This is a genomic window from Streptomyces sp. WP-1 (assembly GCF_030450125.1).
Taxonomy (GTDB): Bacteria; Actinomycetota; Actinomycetes; order Streptomycetales; family Streptomycetaceae; genus Streptomyces; species Streptomyces incarnatus.
Map to the genome: position 1 here is coordinate 1,423,083 of NZ_CP123923.1, position 13,983 is coordinate 1,437,065.

General features: G+C 73.6%; 11 protein-coding genes. 2 read left to right on the forward strand and 9 right to left on the reverse strand.

The window, feature by feature from the left end:
* Positions 1–130: 130 nt before the first annotated feature.
* The 4 genes from QHG49_RS05935 to QHG49_RS05950 all read right to left on the reverse strand — a co-directional run bounded on the left by QHG49_RS05935 (position 131) and on the right by QHG49_RS05950 (position 7,236).
* Positions 131–1,807: a nitroreductase family protein gene (locus tag QHG49_RS05935; RefSeq protein WP_301487605.1), complete on the reverse strand. Its 1,677-nt coding sequence runs from the start codon at positions 1,805–1,807 to the stop codon at positions 131–133.
* Between the two features lie 96 nt (positions 1,808–1,903).
* Positions 1,904–3,835, reverse strand: a complete 1,932-nt coding sequence (locus tag QHG49_RS05940; RefSeq protein WP_370530431.1) for a TOMM precursor leader peptide-binding protein — start codon at positions 3,833–3,835, stop codon at positions 1,904–1,906.
* On the reverse strand, positions 3,825–6,095 hold the full coding sequence (locus QHG49_RS05945) for a TOMM precursor leader peptide-binding protein (RefSeq protein WP_301487606.1): 2,271 nt from the start codon (positions 6,093–6,095) through the stop codon (positions 3,825–3,827). The genes QHG49_RS05940 and QHG49_RS05945 overlap by 11 nt, the downstream gene beginning before the upstream one ends.
* 22 nt (positions 6,096–6,117) lie before the next feature.
* Positions 6,118–7,236: an AfsR/SARP family transcriptional regulator gene (locus QHG49_RS05950; RefSeq protein ID WP_301487608.1), complete on the reverse strand. Its 1,119-nt coding sequence runs from the start codon at positions 7,234–7,236 to the stop codon at positions 6,118–6,120.
* 296 nt (positions 7,237–7,532) lie between these two features.
* Here QHG49_RS05950 and QHG49_RS05955 point away from each other — a divergent pair, with 296 nt between their 5' ends.
* Complete coding sequence (locus QHG49_RS05955) at positions 7,533–7,727, forward strand: hypothetical protein (protein WP_145492185.1); 195 nt, start codon at positions 7,533–7,535, stop codon at positions 7,725–7,727.
* A gap of 193 nt (positions 7,728–7,920) precedes the next feature.
* Here QHG49_RS05955 and QHG49_RS05960 read toward each other — a convergent pair whose 3' ends face one another.
* The gene (locus tag QHG49_RS05960; RefSeq protein WP_145492243.1) at positions 7,921–8,706 is read right to left on the reverse strand and encodes an SGNH/GDSL hydrolase family protein; all 786 of its coding nucleotides are present in this window, start codon (positions 8,704–8,706) and stop codon (positions 7,921–7,923) included.
* Between the two features lie 281 nt (positions 8,707–8,987).
* Here QHG49_RS05960 and QHG49_RS05965 point away from each other — a divergent pair, with 281 nt between their 5' ends.
* Positions 8,988–9,785, forward strand: coding sequence for a tyrosine-protein phosphatase (locus tag QHG49_RS05965; RefSeq protein ID WP_159706550.1), 798 nt, complete (start codon positions 8,988–8,990; stop codon positions 9,783–9,785).
* 43 nt (positions 9,786–9,828) lie between these two features.
* On the opposite strand, the gene QHG49_RS05970 is transcribed toward QHG49_RS05965, so the two are convergent.
* From QHG49_RS05970 to dxs, 4 genes are all read right to left on the reverse strand, one after another.
* The gene (locus QHG49_RS05970; RefSeq protein WP_145492181.1) at positions 9,829–9,951 is read right to left on the reverse strand and encodes a DUF6126 family protein; all 123 of its coding nucleotides are present in this window, start codon (positions 9,949–9,951) and stop codon (positions 9,829–9,831) included.
* Positions 9,948–10,574 carry a helix-turn-helix domain-containing protein gene (locus QHG49_RS05975; protein WP_145492179.1) on the reverse strand — a complete coding sequence of 209 codons (627 nt, stop codon included), beginning with the start codon at positions 10,572–10,574 and terminating at the stop codon, positions 9,948–9,950. The genes QHG49_RS05970 and QHG49_RS05975 overlap by 4 nt, the downstream gene beginning before the upstream one ends.
* A 110-nt stretch (positions 10,575–10,684) precedes the next feature.
* Positions 10,685–12,070, reverse strand: a complete 1,386-nt coding sequence (locus tag QHG49_RS05980) for an aspartate aminotransferase family protein (protein WP_301487613.1) — start codon at positions 12,068–12,070, stop codon at positions 10,685–10,687.
* Complete coding sequence (gene dxs, locus QHG49_RS05985) at positions 12,067–13,965, reverse strand: 1-deoxy-D-xylulose-5-phosphate synthase (RefSeq protein ID WP_301487615.1); 1,899 nt, start codon at positions 13,963–13,965, stop codon at positions 12,067–12,069. Before dxs ends, QHG49_RS05980 begins: the two co-directional genes overlap by 4 nt.
* Between the last annotated feature and the right edge of the window lie 18 nt (positions 13,966–13,983).

The following is a 13,983-nucleotide window of genomic DNA, read 5'->3' on the forward strand; positions in this document are numbered from 1 at the left end:
ACCGAGGTGTCCGGACCCGGGCCGTCCTCCGCGGGGACGTCCTCGGCCGGGATGGTGGCGGTCGGGCTCACGCCCTCCCCCTTTCCTGTGGGGTGTGCGGCCGCCTCGGGGGCGGAGCGGGGTCCTCGGGTCATGGGGCCACGATGTCGAAGCGGTAACCGGCCGGGCGGGGCGCCTCGTTGCCGATCATCATCACGAGCAGCGGGATCTCGCCCCGTGCGGCGAGGCCGAGTTCCTCCGCGAAGGACACGCAGTCGAAGCCGAGCGCGACACCGCAGCCCATGCCCGCGGCCGAGGAGGCGGTGTACACGGCCTGCGCGGTGGCGCCGATGACGGCGTTGACCAGCCTGAGACCCCGGTCGCCGACCGTGTCGAGGACGGCGTGGGTACGGGCCGCGGGCACCAGGACGGCGGCGGCCTGCTCCAGGTTGTAGTTGGCGAGGAAGTAGTTCTCCTGGAGGAAGCCGCCGAAGTCACCGGACTTCATCAGAACCAACTCGCCCGACGTCCAGTCGTGTTCGTAGACGCCGGGCGCGATGCCCCGGACGTGGTTGACGAAGACGTACTGCCGGGTCAGGGGCGCCGCGCCGGGTGTCTCCGTGTCGGTGTCCAGGGTGCCGGCGGCGACGGCCGCGGCCAGCGCGGCGGAGAGCCGGGCCGGGTCGAGCGGGGCGGCGGCGCTGAACCGGCCGAAGCTGCTGCGGCGTTCACGCAGTGCCCGGCGTACGGTCGCATCGAGCGCGGGCGGCGCGGGCAGCGCGACGCGCTCACCGGGGCCGGGCGGAGTGACCAGCGCGGAGTCCAGCGCACCGGGTGCCGGGCGGTCGGCGGCGCCTTCCAGGGTGGCCGTGTGGATCGCGCGCACGGTCGGGAAGGTCAGGACGCGGCGGGACCGCTCGTCGGGGACACGGCGGACACGGGCGGCGGGGGTCGGCGGGGCGAGCGTCGGCGGGGCGGGGGTCGGCGGGGCGGCCTCCTTCCCCGCAGCCCTCTTCCCCGCAGCATCTCTCCCCGTGCCCTCCTCCCCCGCGCTCTCCTCCTCGGCCTTCTCCCATTTCAGCGGCACCACCGCGAACACCCCGTCCTCCTCGGGGTCGAGCCCGAGCACCCGGCCGAGGCGAGGCTCGTCGAACCACAGCGCGCCGCCGATGTGCAGCCCGTGCGCCCGGGCCCACATGCGCCAGGTCTGGAGCAGGGCGCCGATGTCCATCGTGACGACGTGGTAGGAGAAGCTGTTGTACTTGAAGGCGTTCTGCCAGAACGTCACGCCCAGCACCAGGAACTGGTCGGTCCCCGCGGCCTCTTCGAGATCACCGAGGGCGGCCCGCACCTCGCCGGTGACATCGCCGGACAGGATCCTGGCGAAGGCGTTGCGCGGGGTGTCGTAGTAGTGGACGCCGGGGGTGAGGGGACCGCTCGCGCCGCTGATCCAGTGGATGCCGATGGGGTAGAGGCCGCCGCCGGAGGAGGTGCCGCGCGACCAGTTGGCGTGGGTGTGGAACGGCAGGGAGCCGAGGTCGCTGTTGGCCTGGACGGCGAGGCGGCGGCCGGTCAGCCCGTAGGAGTCGCGGAGCATCGCGCCGAGCAGCGGCAGGGTGAACGCGCCGGTGCCACGGGGACCGAACAGGCCCCGGCCGAGCGTGGCGTCGTCCGCGCAGCCGCCGTCGGGCAGCGGCAGGACGGGGGCGCCGGGGAAGAACTTGCCCTTGCGGGGGCGGTCGGCCCAGTCGGGCACGAAGTCGGCGGGTTCCATGGGGATCCTGCCCCGCCGCATCACCGCGGTCGCGTACTCATGGGCGTATCCCATGGTCACTTCCCTTTCTGCTGTCTGTGGTCGGGGTCGGCCGCCCGAGCCGTGCGCGGGGCACCGGGAGACGGGGCGATGAAGGCGAGGGGGGCCGGGTCAGGGGAAGGGATGCGGCGCCGGGTTGAGATCGGCGGGCGTCAAGTCGGCGTTCCGCAGGCCCGCTTCGCGCAGCGCGGTGCGCATGCGGGGCATCAGCGGGGCGCGTTGCCGGCTGGTGCCGAAGTCGATCGGGAGCAGGCCGGGCACCAGGACCTTGACGGTGTGCAGGCCCAACTCCCGTTGTTCCGGGGCGGTCTGGTCGACAACGACGACGTCGAAGCCGTGCCCGGTGACGGCGGCGACGCATGCCGCCACGTCGGTGCGCAGGTCGGCGGCCGGTGTCAGGGCGCCCTCCCCGGTGGCGAGGGAGGCGAGCGGCACCCGTTCGGCGTCCTCGCGACCGCGCAGCAGGAAGTCGGTGTACCGGCGCATCTCGGGCAGCCCGTACAGCAGGGGGTGGTCGTGCAGCACCTGGACCTGGGCGAAGTCCCCCGCCATGCGCCGCAGCCGGGGCGCGTCGCGGGCGGTGCGGCGGCGCAGGTTGACCGCGTCGGTGGCGATCTCGCAGAGCCCGCCGGCGAGCGCGGCCTCGGGGTCGAGGGAGGCGCCCGCGCCGAAGCAGAGCAGTCCGGGCCCGCCGTCGACGCGTTCGGCGACCGCGGTCACCACGGGTACCGGGAAGGTGACGCGGGTGTCGAAGAACCGGGCACGGTAACCGTACATTTCCAGCCGGTCGACCATGGCGCGGGTCGCGGCCCGGGTGCTGCTCGCCGGGTCGATCTCGGGCAGCCGCGGCCGGCCGAACCAGGCCAGCAGGAAGGCGTCGCGTTCGACGGTCTCCATCAGCCCGTGGTAGACGGCCTCGGTCAGACTGCCGCCGGAGGCACAGCCGTTGGAGCTCTCCTGGACGAAACGCCGCCGGATGCCGCCGGGCGCGTGGTAGTAGGCGACGATCTCGGGCACGAGGACCGGCCGGTCGTCGCGCAGCGACCAGCCCCACACCCAGTCCACCGGGCGGTCCGGGGCGAAGCGCGGCACCTCGGGGGCGGCGGCGTGGAAGGCGTCGGAGTACAGGCCGGTGACGCGCGGGTCGACGGCGAGGTCCCCGAGGTCGTCGAGGGTCGCGCCGACCACGGTCCGCTTGGCGCGGGCCCGCATCCCGGCGAACCGCTCCAGTCCCTCCAGCACCCCGACCCGGACGCTGGTGCCGTAGGAGCCGGTGTGGCCGCCCCAGTAGCACTCCCGCAGGTAGTCGCCCGAGCGGGTGGTGAAGGCGCCGATCACCGAGGAGGTCGACGCGGAGGCCAGGTCGGGCGCGAAGGAGGGGCCGAGGGCGCCGGTGACGGGGTTGACGAACGCCTCCGGCACCAGGTCGTACGCGGCGAGCGGGCGTGAGCGGAAGTCGTCCGGGTCGTGCTTGGCGCCGGGGTCCAGGGTGATCCGGGCGCCCTCGGCGGTGTCGTCCGGGCGGGTTGCGCAGGACGGGCACTCGCCGTCGGGCACCAGCGCGATGCGGCTGACGCGCAGGGTCTCCAGGTCCAGCAGCCACACCCACGGGTGCCGGCCGCCCCGCTCCCCGCGGGCCACCGCCGCGACCAGCGTGGCGAGGGCGTCCACCGTGAAGCCGGCCAGCCAGGGCGGGGTGCCGGTGGCCCGGGGTCCGTCGCCGCGTTCCAGCGCGTCCCGCAGGTGTCCGGCCCGCACCGCCTGCCAGCGGCGCGCGAGGCACCGGGGGCAGCCGGGCGCGCCCTCGGCCGGTACGGGACCGACCAGGGCGTGGTGTCCGTACAGGCCGACCGGTACCGCGTCCCGCGTGAACTCATCTGCTCCGACGGCGAGTTCGTCGCGGGTGCCGAGCGGGGTCACCGTCGCCGGCGGGGTGCCCGGGTGTCCGGCGAGTGCGGTGGTGAGCGCGGCGCACACCGCGTCCCACGGCCCGGTGGCCGGGGGCGGGGCGGGGTGCGGCACGGTCTCGGTCTCAGTGGGCACGGCGCGTCCCGCGGGTCAGCACGACACGCGACGCGAACACGGCGCCCTCGGCGAGGTCGGGCGCGGCGACCCGCACCGCGAAGGCGTCCCGTCCGGCCGCGGCGAGGCCGTCGAGAACGGCGGGCCAGGTGGTCTCCACGGCGGGGGCCGGTACGACGCCGTCGGGGACGAGGGTCGCCGCGTCCAGGTCGGCCCACAGCGGGTCACCGGCGTCGGACTCGCCCCCGGCGCGGCGCAGTTGCTCCGCGCCGAGCAGATCGCGCAGCGCCTCCAGCACGGCATCGCGGTGCCGGAGCGCGCTGCCGGTGGCCCAACGCGCCGCGCCGCTCGGCGCGTCGGTGAACCGGGCGAGCACGATTGGCAGCAACGGGCTGCCCAGGTCCAGGACTTCGACGGTGACGCCGAGGTTCTCCGCCGACCGCAGCAGGAAGCGCAGCTCCGGGTCCCCGGTGAGGGTCGCGGGGTCCACGGTGCGTACGGGATTCGTGCGGCGGACGGCGGCGGCCAGGGCGTCGTGGGCGAGCGCGGTGCGCAGGGCGCGGGCGAGCGCGGCCCGGGGGCTGCCCGCGGCGCCGGTGCCGGCGGAGGTCCGTTCGAACAGGCCCGCGTCGTTCCAGCCGCCGAAGGTGCGCACGGCGCCCGCGGGCACCAGCACGGTCCGGCCGTCGAGCAGCGAGGTGGCCTCGCTGAAGTGGGCGATCCGGTCGGCGGGGACGTCCAGGCCGCTGGAGACGGCGAGTTGGGCGGGGGCGAGACGGGTCCACTTGCCCGCGGCGGCCTCCAGCGCGGCGGACGGCAGCACCTGGGGCGGGACGACGTGTTCGACGTACACCTCGGCGGCGCGGAACAGCGCGTTCAGGCGGGCCCCGGCGACATGGTGGACATCGGCGGCGGACACCTCGCGCATCCGCCCGGGCGCGAGGCCCAGCCGTACGGTGCCGATCTTGAGCGGGGTCTGCTCCCACTCGTCGTCGGCGTACGCGGTGAAGACGCCTGCCGCTTCGCGGACCAGGACGTCGCGCCGCTCCAGCGCGGCGAGCGCGGCGCGGGCGACGTCCTCGTCGGCGGCGCCGTCGGCGGGCGCGGCGGCGGACTCGTCCTCGGGGTGGGCGGTGCGCAGGGCGTCGACGGCCTCCGCGCACTCACCGTCGGGGGCGGCGGAGCAGTAGGGACATCGGGGATGCGGCAGCAGCGGCTCCGTCAGCACATCGAGGGAGCCGAGGTCCTGGACGACGAGCTGTCCACGGGTCTCGGCGGGCAGCGCCCCGGTGACCAGGCGGAACACCTCGAAGGCGAGCAGATTGCCGAGCATCCCGGCGAGCGGGCCGCCGATGAGGGGCGCGGGCGCGCCGAGCGGCGCGGCGGGTCCGACGGACGCCCACAGGTCGGCGCTGTCGGCCGCGTCGGCGCCCGCGCCGAGCCGCAGCGCGGCGCAGCACCAGCAGCCGGTGCGCCCGGCGGTCATCTCGGGGCCGATGACGGCGCGGTCGCCGAAGGTCCACGCGCCGAGCAGCCGGCGCCCGGCCGGCACGCCCTCGGTGAGCAGCCGCAGCAGCTGCCTCGGCCCGGCGGCGGGCGTCACCAGGACGGTGGCCCAGCCCTCCAGTTCGGCCCAGCCGTACGTGCCGTCGGCGGCCTCCCCGAGTCGGGCGAGCCGGGGTGCGCAGCCCGCCCCGGCGAGCGCGGCGGCCTCGGCGTCGATCTCCGCGCTGCCCTCGACCCCGTGCCGCTCGGCCCGCAACTCGCTGTAGGGCGACGCCTGTTCGGTGATGGCCACGGCGGCGCCGCCGTTGCGCAGCAGGCCGAGCGCGGCCCAGCGGGCCAGGGCGTCGTCCCCGAGGACCGCGACCGGGGTGTCACGGAAGCGCGTGAACCGTCCGGTCGCGTCGTCGGCGTAGTGGTCGAGGTAGTCGAGCTGATGCGCGAAACGCTCGCCGACCTGTGGCGCGAGCGCGTCGGCCGGGGGCTCGGGACCGGCGTCCCGGGCGAAACCACGCGCGTAGAGCGCGCGCACGAGCTGGACCACCATGTCGCGCTGCTTGTCCCCCAGCCCGGCGCACAGCTCCTCGACCCGCCGCTCGCCGTCGAGGTGCGGCACGATCAGCGTGGCGAAGCGGTACGCGTTGCGGGTACGGACGTTGAACCCGCCGTGGGCGTTGTGGAAGAGCACTCCGTCCGGGGTCCGGGTGTAGAGCACGTCCCGGCGGATGCGGGGCCGCGACTGCGCGATCTCCTCGGGGGAGGCGGGGGCGTGGGGCATGGGCGGGGAGACCTTTCGATGCTCACGGGGAGGGCCGGCCGGTGGCCGGCGGAGACAGGTCCGTCGGGTCGTGCGGGACGGCGGGGGCGCCGGGGAGGCTGGCACCGGCCGCCTGGACGAACAGCCGCAGCAGTTCGTGGACGCGATAGCGGCCGGAGGGGTCCTCCTGGAGCAGCCCGGCGTCCACGAGCGTGCTGAGCACCAGGGCCCCGGGGGCGCTGGGCGAGCCCCGCCCGAGCCCCGGGGGCGGCTCGCCGGACCCGCCGCTCCCGACCGGCAGCGGCCGGCCACCGGACACCAGGGCCGCCGCCGGTGCGCCGGGTTCGCTCGGTCCGTTCCGCCCTTCGGGCAATTCGCCTCGCAGTACGGCGAGTTGGAGGCCGCGCAGTACCGGTCCCGGCTCCACCCCGAGTTCCTCGGTGAGGTGGGCGTGGATCCTGCGGTACTCGGCGAGCGCCTCGGCTCGGCGACCGGAGCGGTACAGCGCCTCGACGAGCAGGGCGGACAGCCCCTCGTGCCCGGGGTGGGCGCGCACGGCCTCGCGCGCCTCGGGGATCAGCTCGCGGTGGCGGCCCAGACGCAGCTCGCCGTCGAACACCCGCTCCACCGCGAGGAGTCGCTCCTCGGCCAGACGGGGTACGAGGTCGCGGTGGATCTCGTCGGAGTGCACGTTCGTCAGCAGGGGTTCGCCCCACAGCGCGAGCGCGGCGCGTGCGAGGCGCAGCGCGGACTCCGGGTCGTCGGCGGCGTACGAGCGGGCGAGCAGTTCGCGGAAGTGCAGCAGGTCGACGGTGCCGGCGTCGGCGTGCAGCCGGTAGCCGCCGGGCACCGCCTCGATGGCGTGATCGGCGATGCCGTACTTGGCGAAGAGCCGGCGCAGCCGCAGCACGCAGGTGTGCAGCGCCGATCTGCCGCCCGCGGGCGGCCGGTCGCCCCAGACGACCCGCTGGAGCAGCTCCGATCCGACGACCGCGCCGGGGTGGAGCAGCAGGGCCGCGAGGAGCGAGGCGGGGCGGGAGGGCTGGAGTACGACCGTTTCGTGGCCGTCGGTGATGGCGAGCAGGCCGAGCACGAGGAACCGGGGCCGGCGGGTCCCGGGTGCGGGGAAAGCGCTGTCCGGCGCAGGGGTGCCTGTCTTCACCGTCACCTTTCAGCGTCGAGGCGGGGGATGCTCGGTGGGGGTGCACAGCGGTGGTACGGCGGCGCGGAGCCGGGCACGCCGAAGACCCGTCGGCGCGCTCAATTCCACTGCCGAGACGGGAACTTAGATTCGATGACGCAGCGCCGTCCAGTGCCCGGAGAAAAACGTCGGGTGACCTGCGAGCGGCTCAAGGGCCGCCAGGAGATGGGGCGTTGGCGATCCGATCGCAAGGGCATACGCTGCGATCCGGTGCGCCGGGCCATCCGCCGGGGCACCACGCATCCAGGGGAGGAACCATGCCGTGGTGGGCGCTGATCCCGGTCGTCTCGATGATCACCGGGCCGCTCGCTCTGTACGTCATGACCCGGCGTAAACGCGCCGGGGACAGGGCGGACGAGCGGTACGAGGAGCTCTCGCGCAAGTACACGGCCCTCTTGGAGGAGACCCGTTCGGGCGAGCTTCCGAACGGCCGCGACCGCCACCCCGAGTAGCCGGCGCGGGCGTCACCGATTTCCATGCGGGAACGAGAGAACGCGAACCGGAATTCCGAAAGCGAGTTGCATGACTTCTGCCGCCGGGCGGGGAGCGGCACGCGGGCGGCAAGCGGACATTTACGGCGAGACGCGCGCGCCCCGCACCGCACCCGGTGGGGTGCGAGGCGGGGCGTCGGCTGTTCCGGGTCGCTCAGGCCACGGAGGCGATGCGCATCCGGATGTCCTCGGGCGACAGGGTGCCCTTCGCGGTGACGTGGTCACCGGAGGACTCGCCGCGCAGCCGGCGGCCGATCCAGGGCACGAGGTGCTCGCGGGCCCAGTGCACGTCGTCGCGGCGGACGTCCAGGGTGCCCCGGGGCGGCAGCGGCGGCCACGGCTGCTCCGGGTCGGCCGGGATCTCCAGACCGAGCGCCTGCCCGGCGCGCAGCGCGACGCGGGTGTGCCCCTCGGGCGAGAGGTGCAGCCGGTCGCTGTCCCAGGCCCGGCGGTCCTGCACGGACCTCAGCGACCACAGGTCGAGCACCGGGCAGCCGTACCGGTCGGCGATGGCCCGCACATGCCCGTTGTACGTGGCGATCTTGCCGCGCAGGTGCTTGAGCAGCGGGACGCCCCGGGTGTCGAAGCCGGTGGTCACCATGACGGTGCCGGCCGTCTCGGCGAGCCGGGCCACGGCCGCCTCGAACCGCTCGGCCACCTCGTCCGGGTCGGTGCCGGGGCGGATGATGTCGTTTCCGCCCGCGCACAGGGAGACCAGATCCGGGGCGAGTTCGGCCGCCCGCGGGACCTGGTCGGCCACGACCTGGTCCAGCAGCTTCCCGCGCACGGCGAGATTGGTGTACTGGAAGTCCCCCTCGGGCCGCCGATCGGCGAGCAGTACCGCGAACCGGTCCGCCCAGCCCACGAACGCCCCGTCGGGGCCGGGATCGCCGACGCCCTCGGTGAAGCTGTCCCCCACCGCCACGTACGACCCGATCACTGATCTGCTGTCACTCTTCGAATCGTCTGCCACGTCGGGCCATGATTCACCGCGGGGTGTGACTTACGCGACCGTAGGAAGGGGTTGACGAACGGTGAGATGAGCCACTCCGCGATTTTCCCCGTTCCAGGAATACAGTCACGGGCAGGGCTGTTGGCGCCCGGCCGCCCCCCGTCGATCATGCCTGTGGACAACTCATTGCCCCACGAAACCAATGCCGTATCGTCGACGCAGCGCCCGCCGCGAGCCGTGACGGCGGGGACCGATCGGGAGGAGCCCCCGTGACGCAGCAGGTCCCGTCGACCGAGCCGGAGCTGGCCGGTGTGCGCAATTTCCGTGACGTCGGCGGGCTGCCGACCGTGGACGGACGCCGGCTGCGCCAGGGCGTGCTGTTCCGCAGCGGTCACCTGGCGCACGCGACCGCGCAGGACGCGGTCTTCCTCTCCTCCCTGGGCCTGCACACCGTCTTCGACTTCCGCAACGCGGCCGACCAGAAGCTCGAGGGCCCGGACATCGCGCTGCCCGGCGTGCGCAATGTGAATCTGCCGCTGAGCGACCCGGCGGACGGCGCCGAGTTCTGGAAGCTGGTCCGCGACGGCGACCTCGACGAGCTGCGCGCGATCCTGGACGACGGCAAGGGCGCGGCCCGCATGGTGGCCTCGTACCGCTCGACCGTGCGCAACCGCACCAGCGAGCACTCCCGGGTGCTGCACGCGATCGCCGAGGACAGCGTCCCGGCGCTGCTGCACTGCGCGGCCGGCAAGGACCGCGCGGGCATCTCCATAGCCGTCATCCTGCTCGCCGCCGGGGTGGAGCGGGACGCGATCATGGCCGACTACCTGGAGTCCAACGCCAAGCACCGCCGCTACAAGGTGCGGCGCAGCGGCAGCGAGCAGGGCGCGTACACGCCCGAGGTGATGGAGCTGCTCAGCCCGCTGTTCGACGCGCGCGCGGAGTATCTGGCGGCCGCCTTCGACAGCATCGACGAGACGTGGGGCGGCGTGGACCGCTATCTGGAGCAGGGCCTGCGGCTGACGCCCGGGACCCGGGAGCGGCTGCGGGCGCGGCTGGTGGACTGACCCCGGTGTCCGGTCCGCGCCCGCCCGGTGCGCGGGCGCGGGCTCAGCCCTTGCCGCCGAGCGCGAACAGCAGATAGAGGAACGCGGCCAGCAGGTGCCCGAAGGCGATGTAGATGATCAGCCGGATCCACAGGGAACGGGGGAACTTGGTCTCCAGGTCGCTCATGACAGCTCTCCGTTCAGGTGTCCCAGGCACAGTGCGGCCGTGGGGCTCTGCAGCAGGGTGTGGACGAACAGCAGCTCCACGCCGTCCGGGTCCTCGGCGGCGAGGCGGTGCGGGGTGAGCGAGTCGAAGTGGGCGCTGTCGCCGGGGGCGAGCAGATGCGTGGCGTCGCCGAGGCGCAGCCGCAGCCGTCCCTTCAGGACGTAGAGCCACTCCTCGCCGGGGTGGACGCGCACGATGTCGCCCTGGGTGCCGTAGGGCGCGTGCACCCGCAGGGCCTGCATCCCGCGGCCGGGGGCCCCGGCCTGGAAGTAGGTCCACCCGGCGGCCCGGGTCGGGTCCATGTCGGCGGCCCGGACGATCGCGTTCTGGTCGGCGACCCGTTCGCCGAGGAGTTCGGAGACCGTCGTACCGTAGATACGGGCGAGCGCGAGCAGCATCGGCAGCGAGGGCTGTCGCTGCCCGGTCTCCAGCCGGGACAGATGGGCCGGTGAGAGTCCGGCGTCCCGGGCCGCGGCCTCCAGGGTGAGGCCGGCCCGTCGGCGCAGTGCGCGCAGTTGCGGCGCCACGGCGGGCAGATCGTCACCCTGGCCCGCCGCGGGCGATGCGGCATCTGAGGCGTTCATGCCTCCATTCAGCGCCACTTTTGCCCGTCGGGCAAATTTCTTGCCTCCGAGGCAAAAGCGGCGGCGCCGGGCCTCGCGGGCGGCCCGTCAGGCCCGGCGTGTACCGACGGTCAGCGGTTGGCCACCGCCTGCTTGATCAGCGTCTTGCCGAAGTCCCACATCAGTCCGCCCCCGCTGTGCGCGTCGTCCATCACCGCGGCGAAGCCCTCGACGAACCGGTCCACGTCGGCCTCGCCGAAGACGAGCGGCGGGATCAGCTTGATCACTTCGAGGTGGTCGCCGGAGACCTGGGTGAGGATCCGGTGCCGCTGGAGCAGCGGTACGACGACCATCTGGGCGAACAGACCCTTGCGGGCGGCCTGGAGCATGGCCCAGCGGCTGCGCAGCTTCAGCGAGGACGGCTTGCCGAACTCGATGCCGATCATCAGACCCCGGCCGCGCACGTCCGACAGCAGCTCGTACGTGTCGATCAGCTCGGTGAGCCGGGACTTCAGCAGCTCGCCCGTGGTGCGCACGCCCGCGACGATCTGCTCGTTCTCCATGACCGACAGCACGGCGAGCCCGCACGCCATCGCCTGCGCGTTGGCGCCGAAGCTCGCCGAGTGGACCAGGACGCGGTCCATGGACGAGTAGACCTTCTTGAAGATCCAGTCCTTGCCGAGGGTCGCGCCGACCGGGACATAGCCGCCCGACAGGGCCTTGGCGACGCACACCAGGTCCGGTTCCACGCCGTCCTCGTGCTGGTAGGCGTAGAAGTCGCCGGTGCGGCCGAGGCCGGTCTGCACCTCGTCCGCGATCAGCAGGGCCTTGTGCCTGTGCAACAGCTCCTGGGCCGCGCGCAGATAGCCGGGCGGCGCCTCGTGCACGCCCTTGCCCTGGATCGGCTCCACGATCAGCGCGGCCACATCGCCCTTCTTCAACTCCCGTGCCAGGGCGTCGAGATCACCGAGGGGTACGGCGGTGTCGGGCAGCAGCGGGGCGAAGCCGTCGCGGAAGCCGTTCTCCCCGTTGACGGACAGCGAGCCGGTCGTCAGCCCGTGGAAGGCGTGCTCGCAGTACAGGACGCGGGGCCGGCCGGTGGCGTAGCGGGCGAACTTCAGGGCCGTCTCGACCGCCTCGGTGCCGCTGTTGCCGAAGAACACCCGGTCCAGGTGCGGGCTGTGGGCGAGCAGCCGCTCGGCGAGCAGTCCGGGCAGCGGCTGGCAGTCGAACCGGGTGAGGTCGGCGAGGTCCAGGTCGACGACGTCGTGCAGCGCCTTGCGGACGACCGGGTGGTGGCGGCCGAGGCCCATCACCCCGAACCCGGCGAGCATGTCCAGGTGGTCGTTGCCGTCGGCGTCGAAGAAGTGGGCGCCCTCGGCGCGCTCGTAGACCTTGTCGAAGCCGATGGTGTGCAACATGCGCGGGAGCTGCGGGTTGAGGTACTTCGTGTGCAGCTCGTAGCGCTCGGCTCCGCGCTCGGCGAGCAGGGCGCCGAGGTCGAACTCGCTGGTCATGCACTCTCCTTGACGGTGCCGTCGACATCCTTGACGGCCAGGCTCGCTGAAATGCGTCCGGCGATCTCCACCGGCGTGAGACCGAGGTCGGCCAGTACCTCACTGCGCTTGGCGTGCGGCAGGAACTGGTCCGGGATGCCGAACTGCCGTACCGGCACGTCCACTCCGGCGTCCCTGAGGGCCCCCGCGACGGCCGAACCGACGCCGGAGGCACGGCTGTTGTCCTCCACGACGACCACCAGCCGGTGCTCCGAGGCCAGTCGCGGCAGGGCGGCGTCGACCGGCTTGACCCACCGGGGGTCGACCACCGTGCATCCGGTGCCGCCCTCCGCGAGGAGTTCCGCCGCGCCGAGGCACACCGGCGCCATCACACCGACGGCGACCAGCAGCACCTTCGCGCCCTCCGCCCGGTGCAGCACGTCCATGCCGCCCACCCGGTCGACGGCCGGGATGTCCGGGCCGACGTTCTCCTTCGGGAAGCGCACCACGGTCGGCGCGTCGTCCACGGCCACCGCCTCCCGCAACTGGGCGCGCAGCCGGGTCGCGTCACGCGGGGCGGCGATCCGCAGGCCCGGCACCACCTGAAGGAGGGACATGTCCCACATGCCGTTGTGGGAGGCGCCGTCGGGGCCGGTGACGCCGGCCCGGTCGAGGACGAAGGTGACCCCGCAGCGGTGCAGGGCGACATCCATCAGCACCTGGTCGAAGGCGCGGTTGAGGAAGGTGGCGTACAGGGCGACGACCGGGTGCAGTCCGGCGGTGGCGAGCCCGGCGGCCGAGGTGACCGCGTGCTGTTCGGCGATGCCCACGTCCCAGACCCGGTCCGGGAAGCGCTCGGCGAAGGCGCCGAGGCCGACCGGGTGCAGCATCGCCGCGGTGAGCGCGACGACGTCCTCGCGCTCCTCGCCGATCCGCGCGATCTCCTCGCCGAACACCGAGGTCCAGGACCGCCCGCCGGCGGCGGTGAGCGGTTCGCAGGTCGCCGGGTCCATCACGCCGATGGCATGGAAGCGGTCCAGTTCGTCGGCGAGCGCGGGCTCGTAGCCGCGGCCCTTCTCGGTGAGGCAGTGCACCAGGACGGGCCCGCGGAAGCGTTTGGCGCGGCGCAGCGCGGACTCGACGGCCCCGATGTCGTGCCCGTCGACCGGGCCGAGGTACTTCAGGCCCAGGTCCTCGAAGAGCCCCTGCGGGGCGAAGGCGTCCTTGAAGCCCTTCTTGGCGCCGTGCAGGGACTCGTAGAGGGGCGCGCCGACGACGGGGGTGCGCTGGAGGACCTCCTTGCCCCAGGCGAGAACCTTCTCGTAGCCGTTCGTGGTGCGCAGGGTGGCCAGGTGGTCGGCGAGTCCGCCGATGGTGGGGGCGTAGGAGCGCGCGTTGTCGTTGACCACGATGATCAGCGGCCGGTCCGGGGCGTCCGCGATGTTGTTCAGCGCCTCCCAGGCCATGCCGCCGGTCAGCGCGCCGTCCCCGATGACGGCGACCACATGGCTGCGCTCCCCCTTCAGCTCGCGCGCCTTGGCGAGGCCGTCGGCCCAGCCGAGCGCGGTCGAGGCGTGGCTGTTCTCGATGACGTCGTGCTCGGACTCCTCGCGCGCGGGGTAGCCGGAGAGGCCGCCCTTGCCGCGCAGCTTGGAGAAGTCCTGACGTCCTGTCAGAAGTTTGTGCACATAGGTCTGATGGCCGGTGTCCCAGAGGATCCGGTCGACCGGTGACTCGAAGACCCGGTGCAGGGCGATGGTCAGCTCCACCACGCCCAGGTTGGGTCCGAGATGACCGCCGGTGCGCGAGACCGCTTGCACCAGGAACTCGCGTATCTCCCCGGCCAGTTCGCCGAGTTCCGCCTCGGACAGCCCCTTCAGGTCACGCGGTTGCCGGATCGTCTCCAGAATCGTCACGTTCGTGGCCCCCTCTCG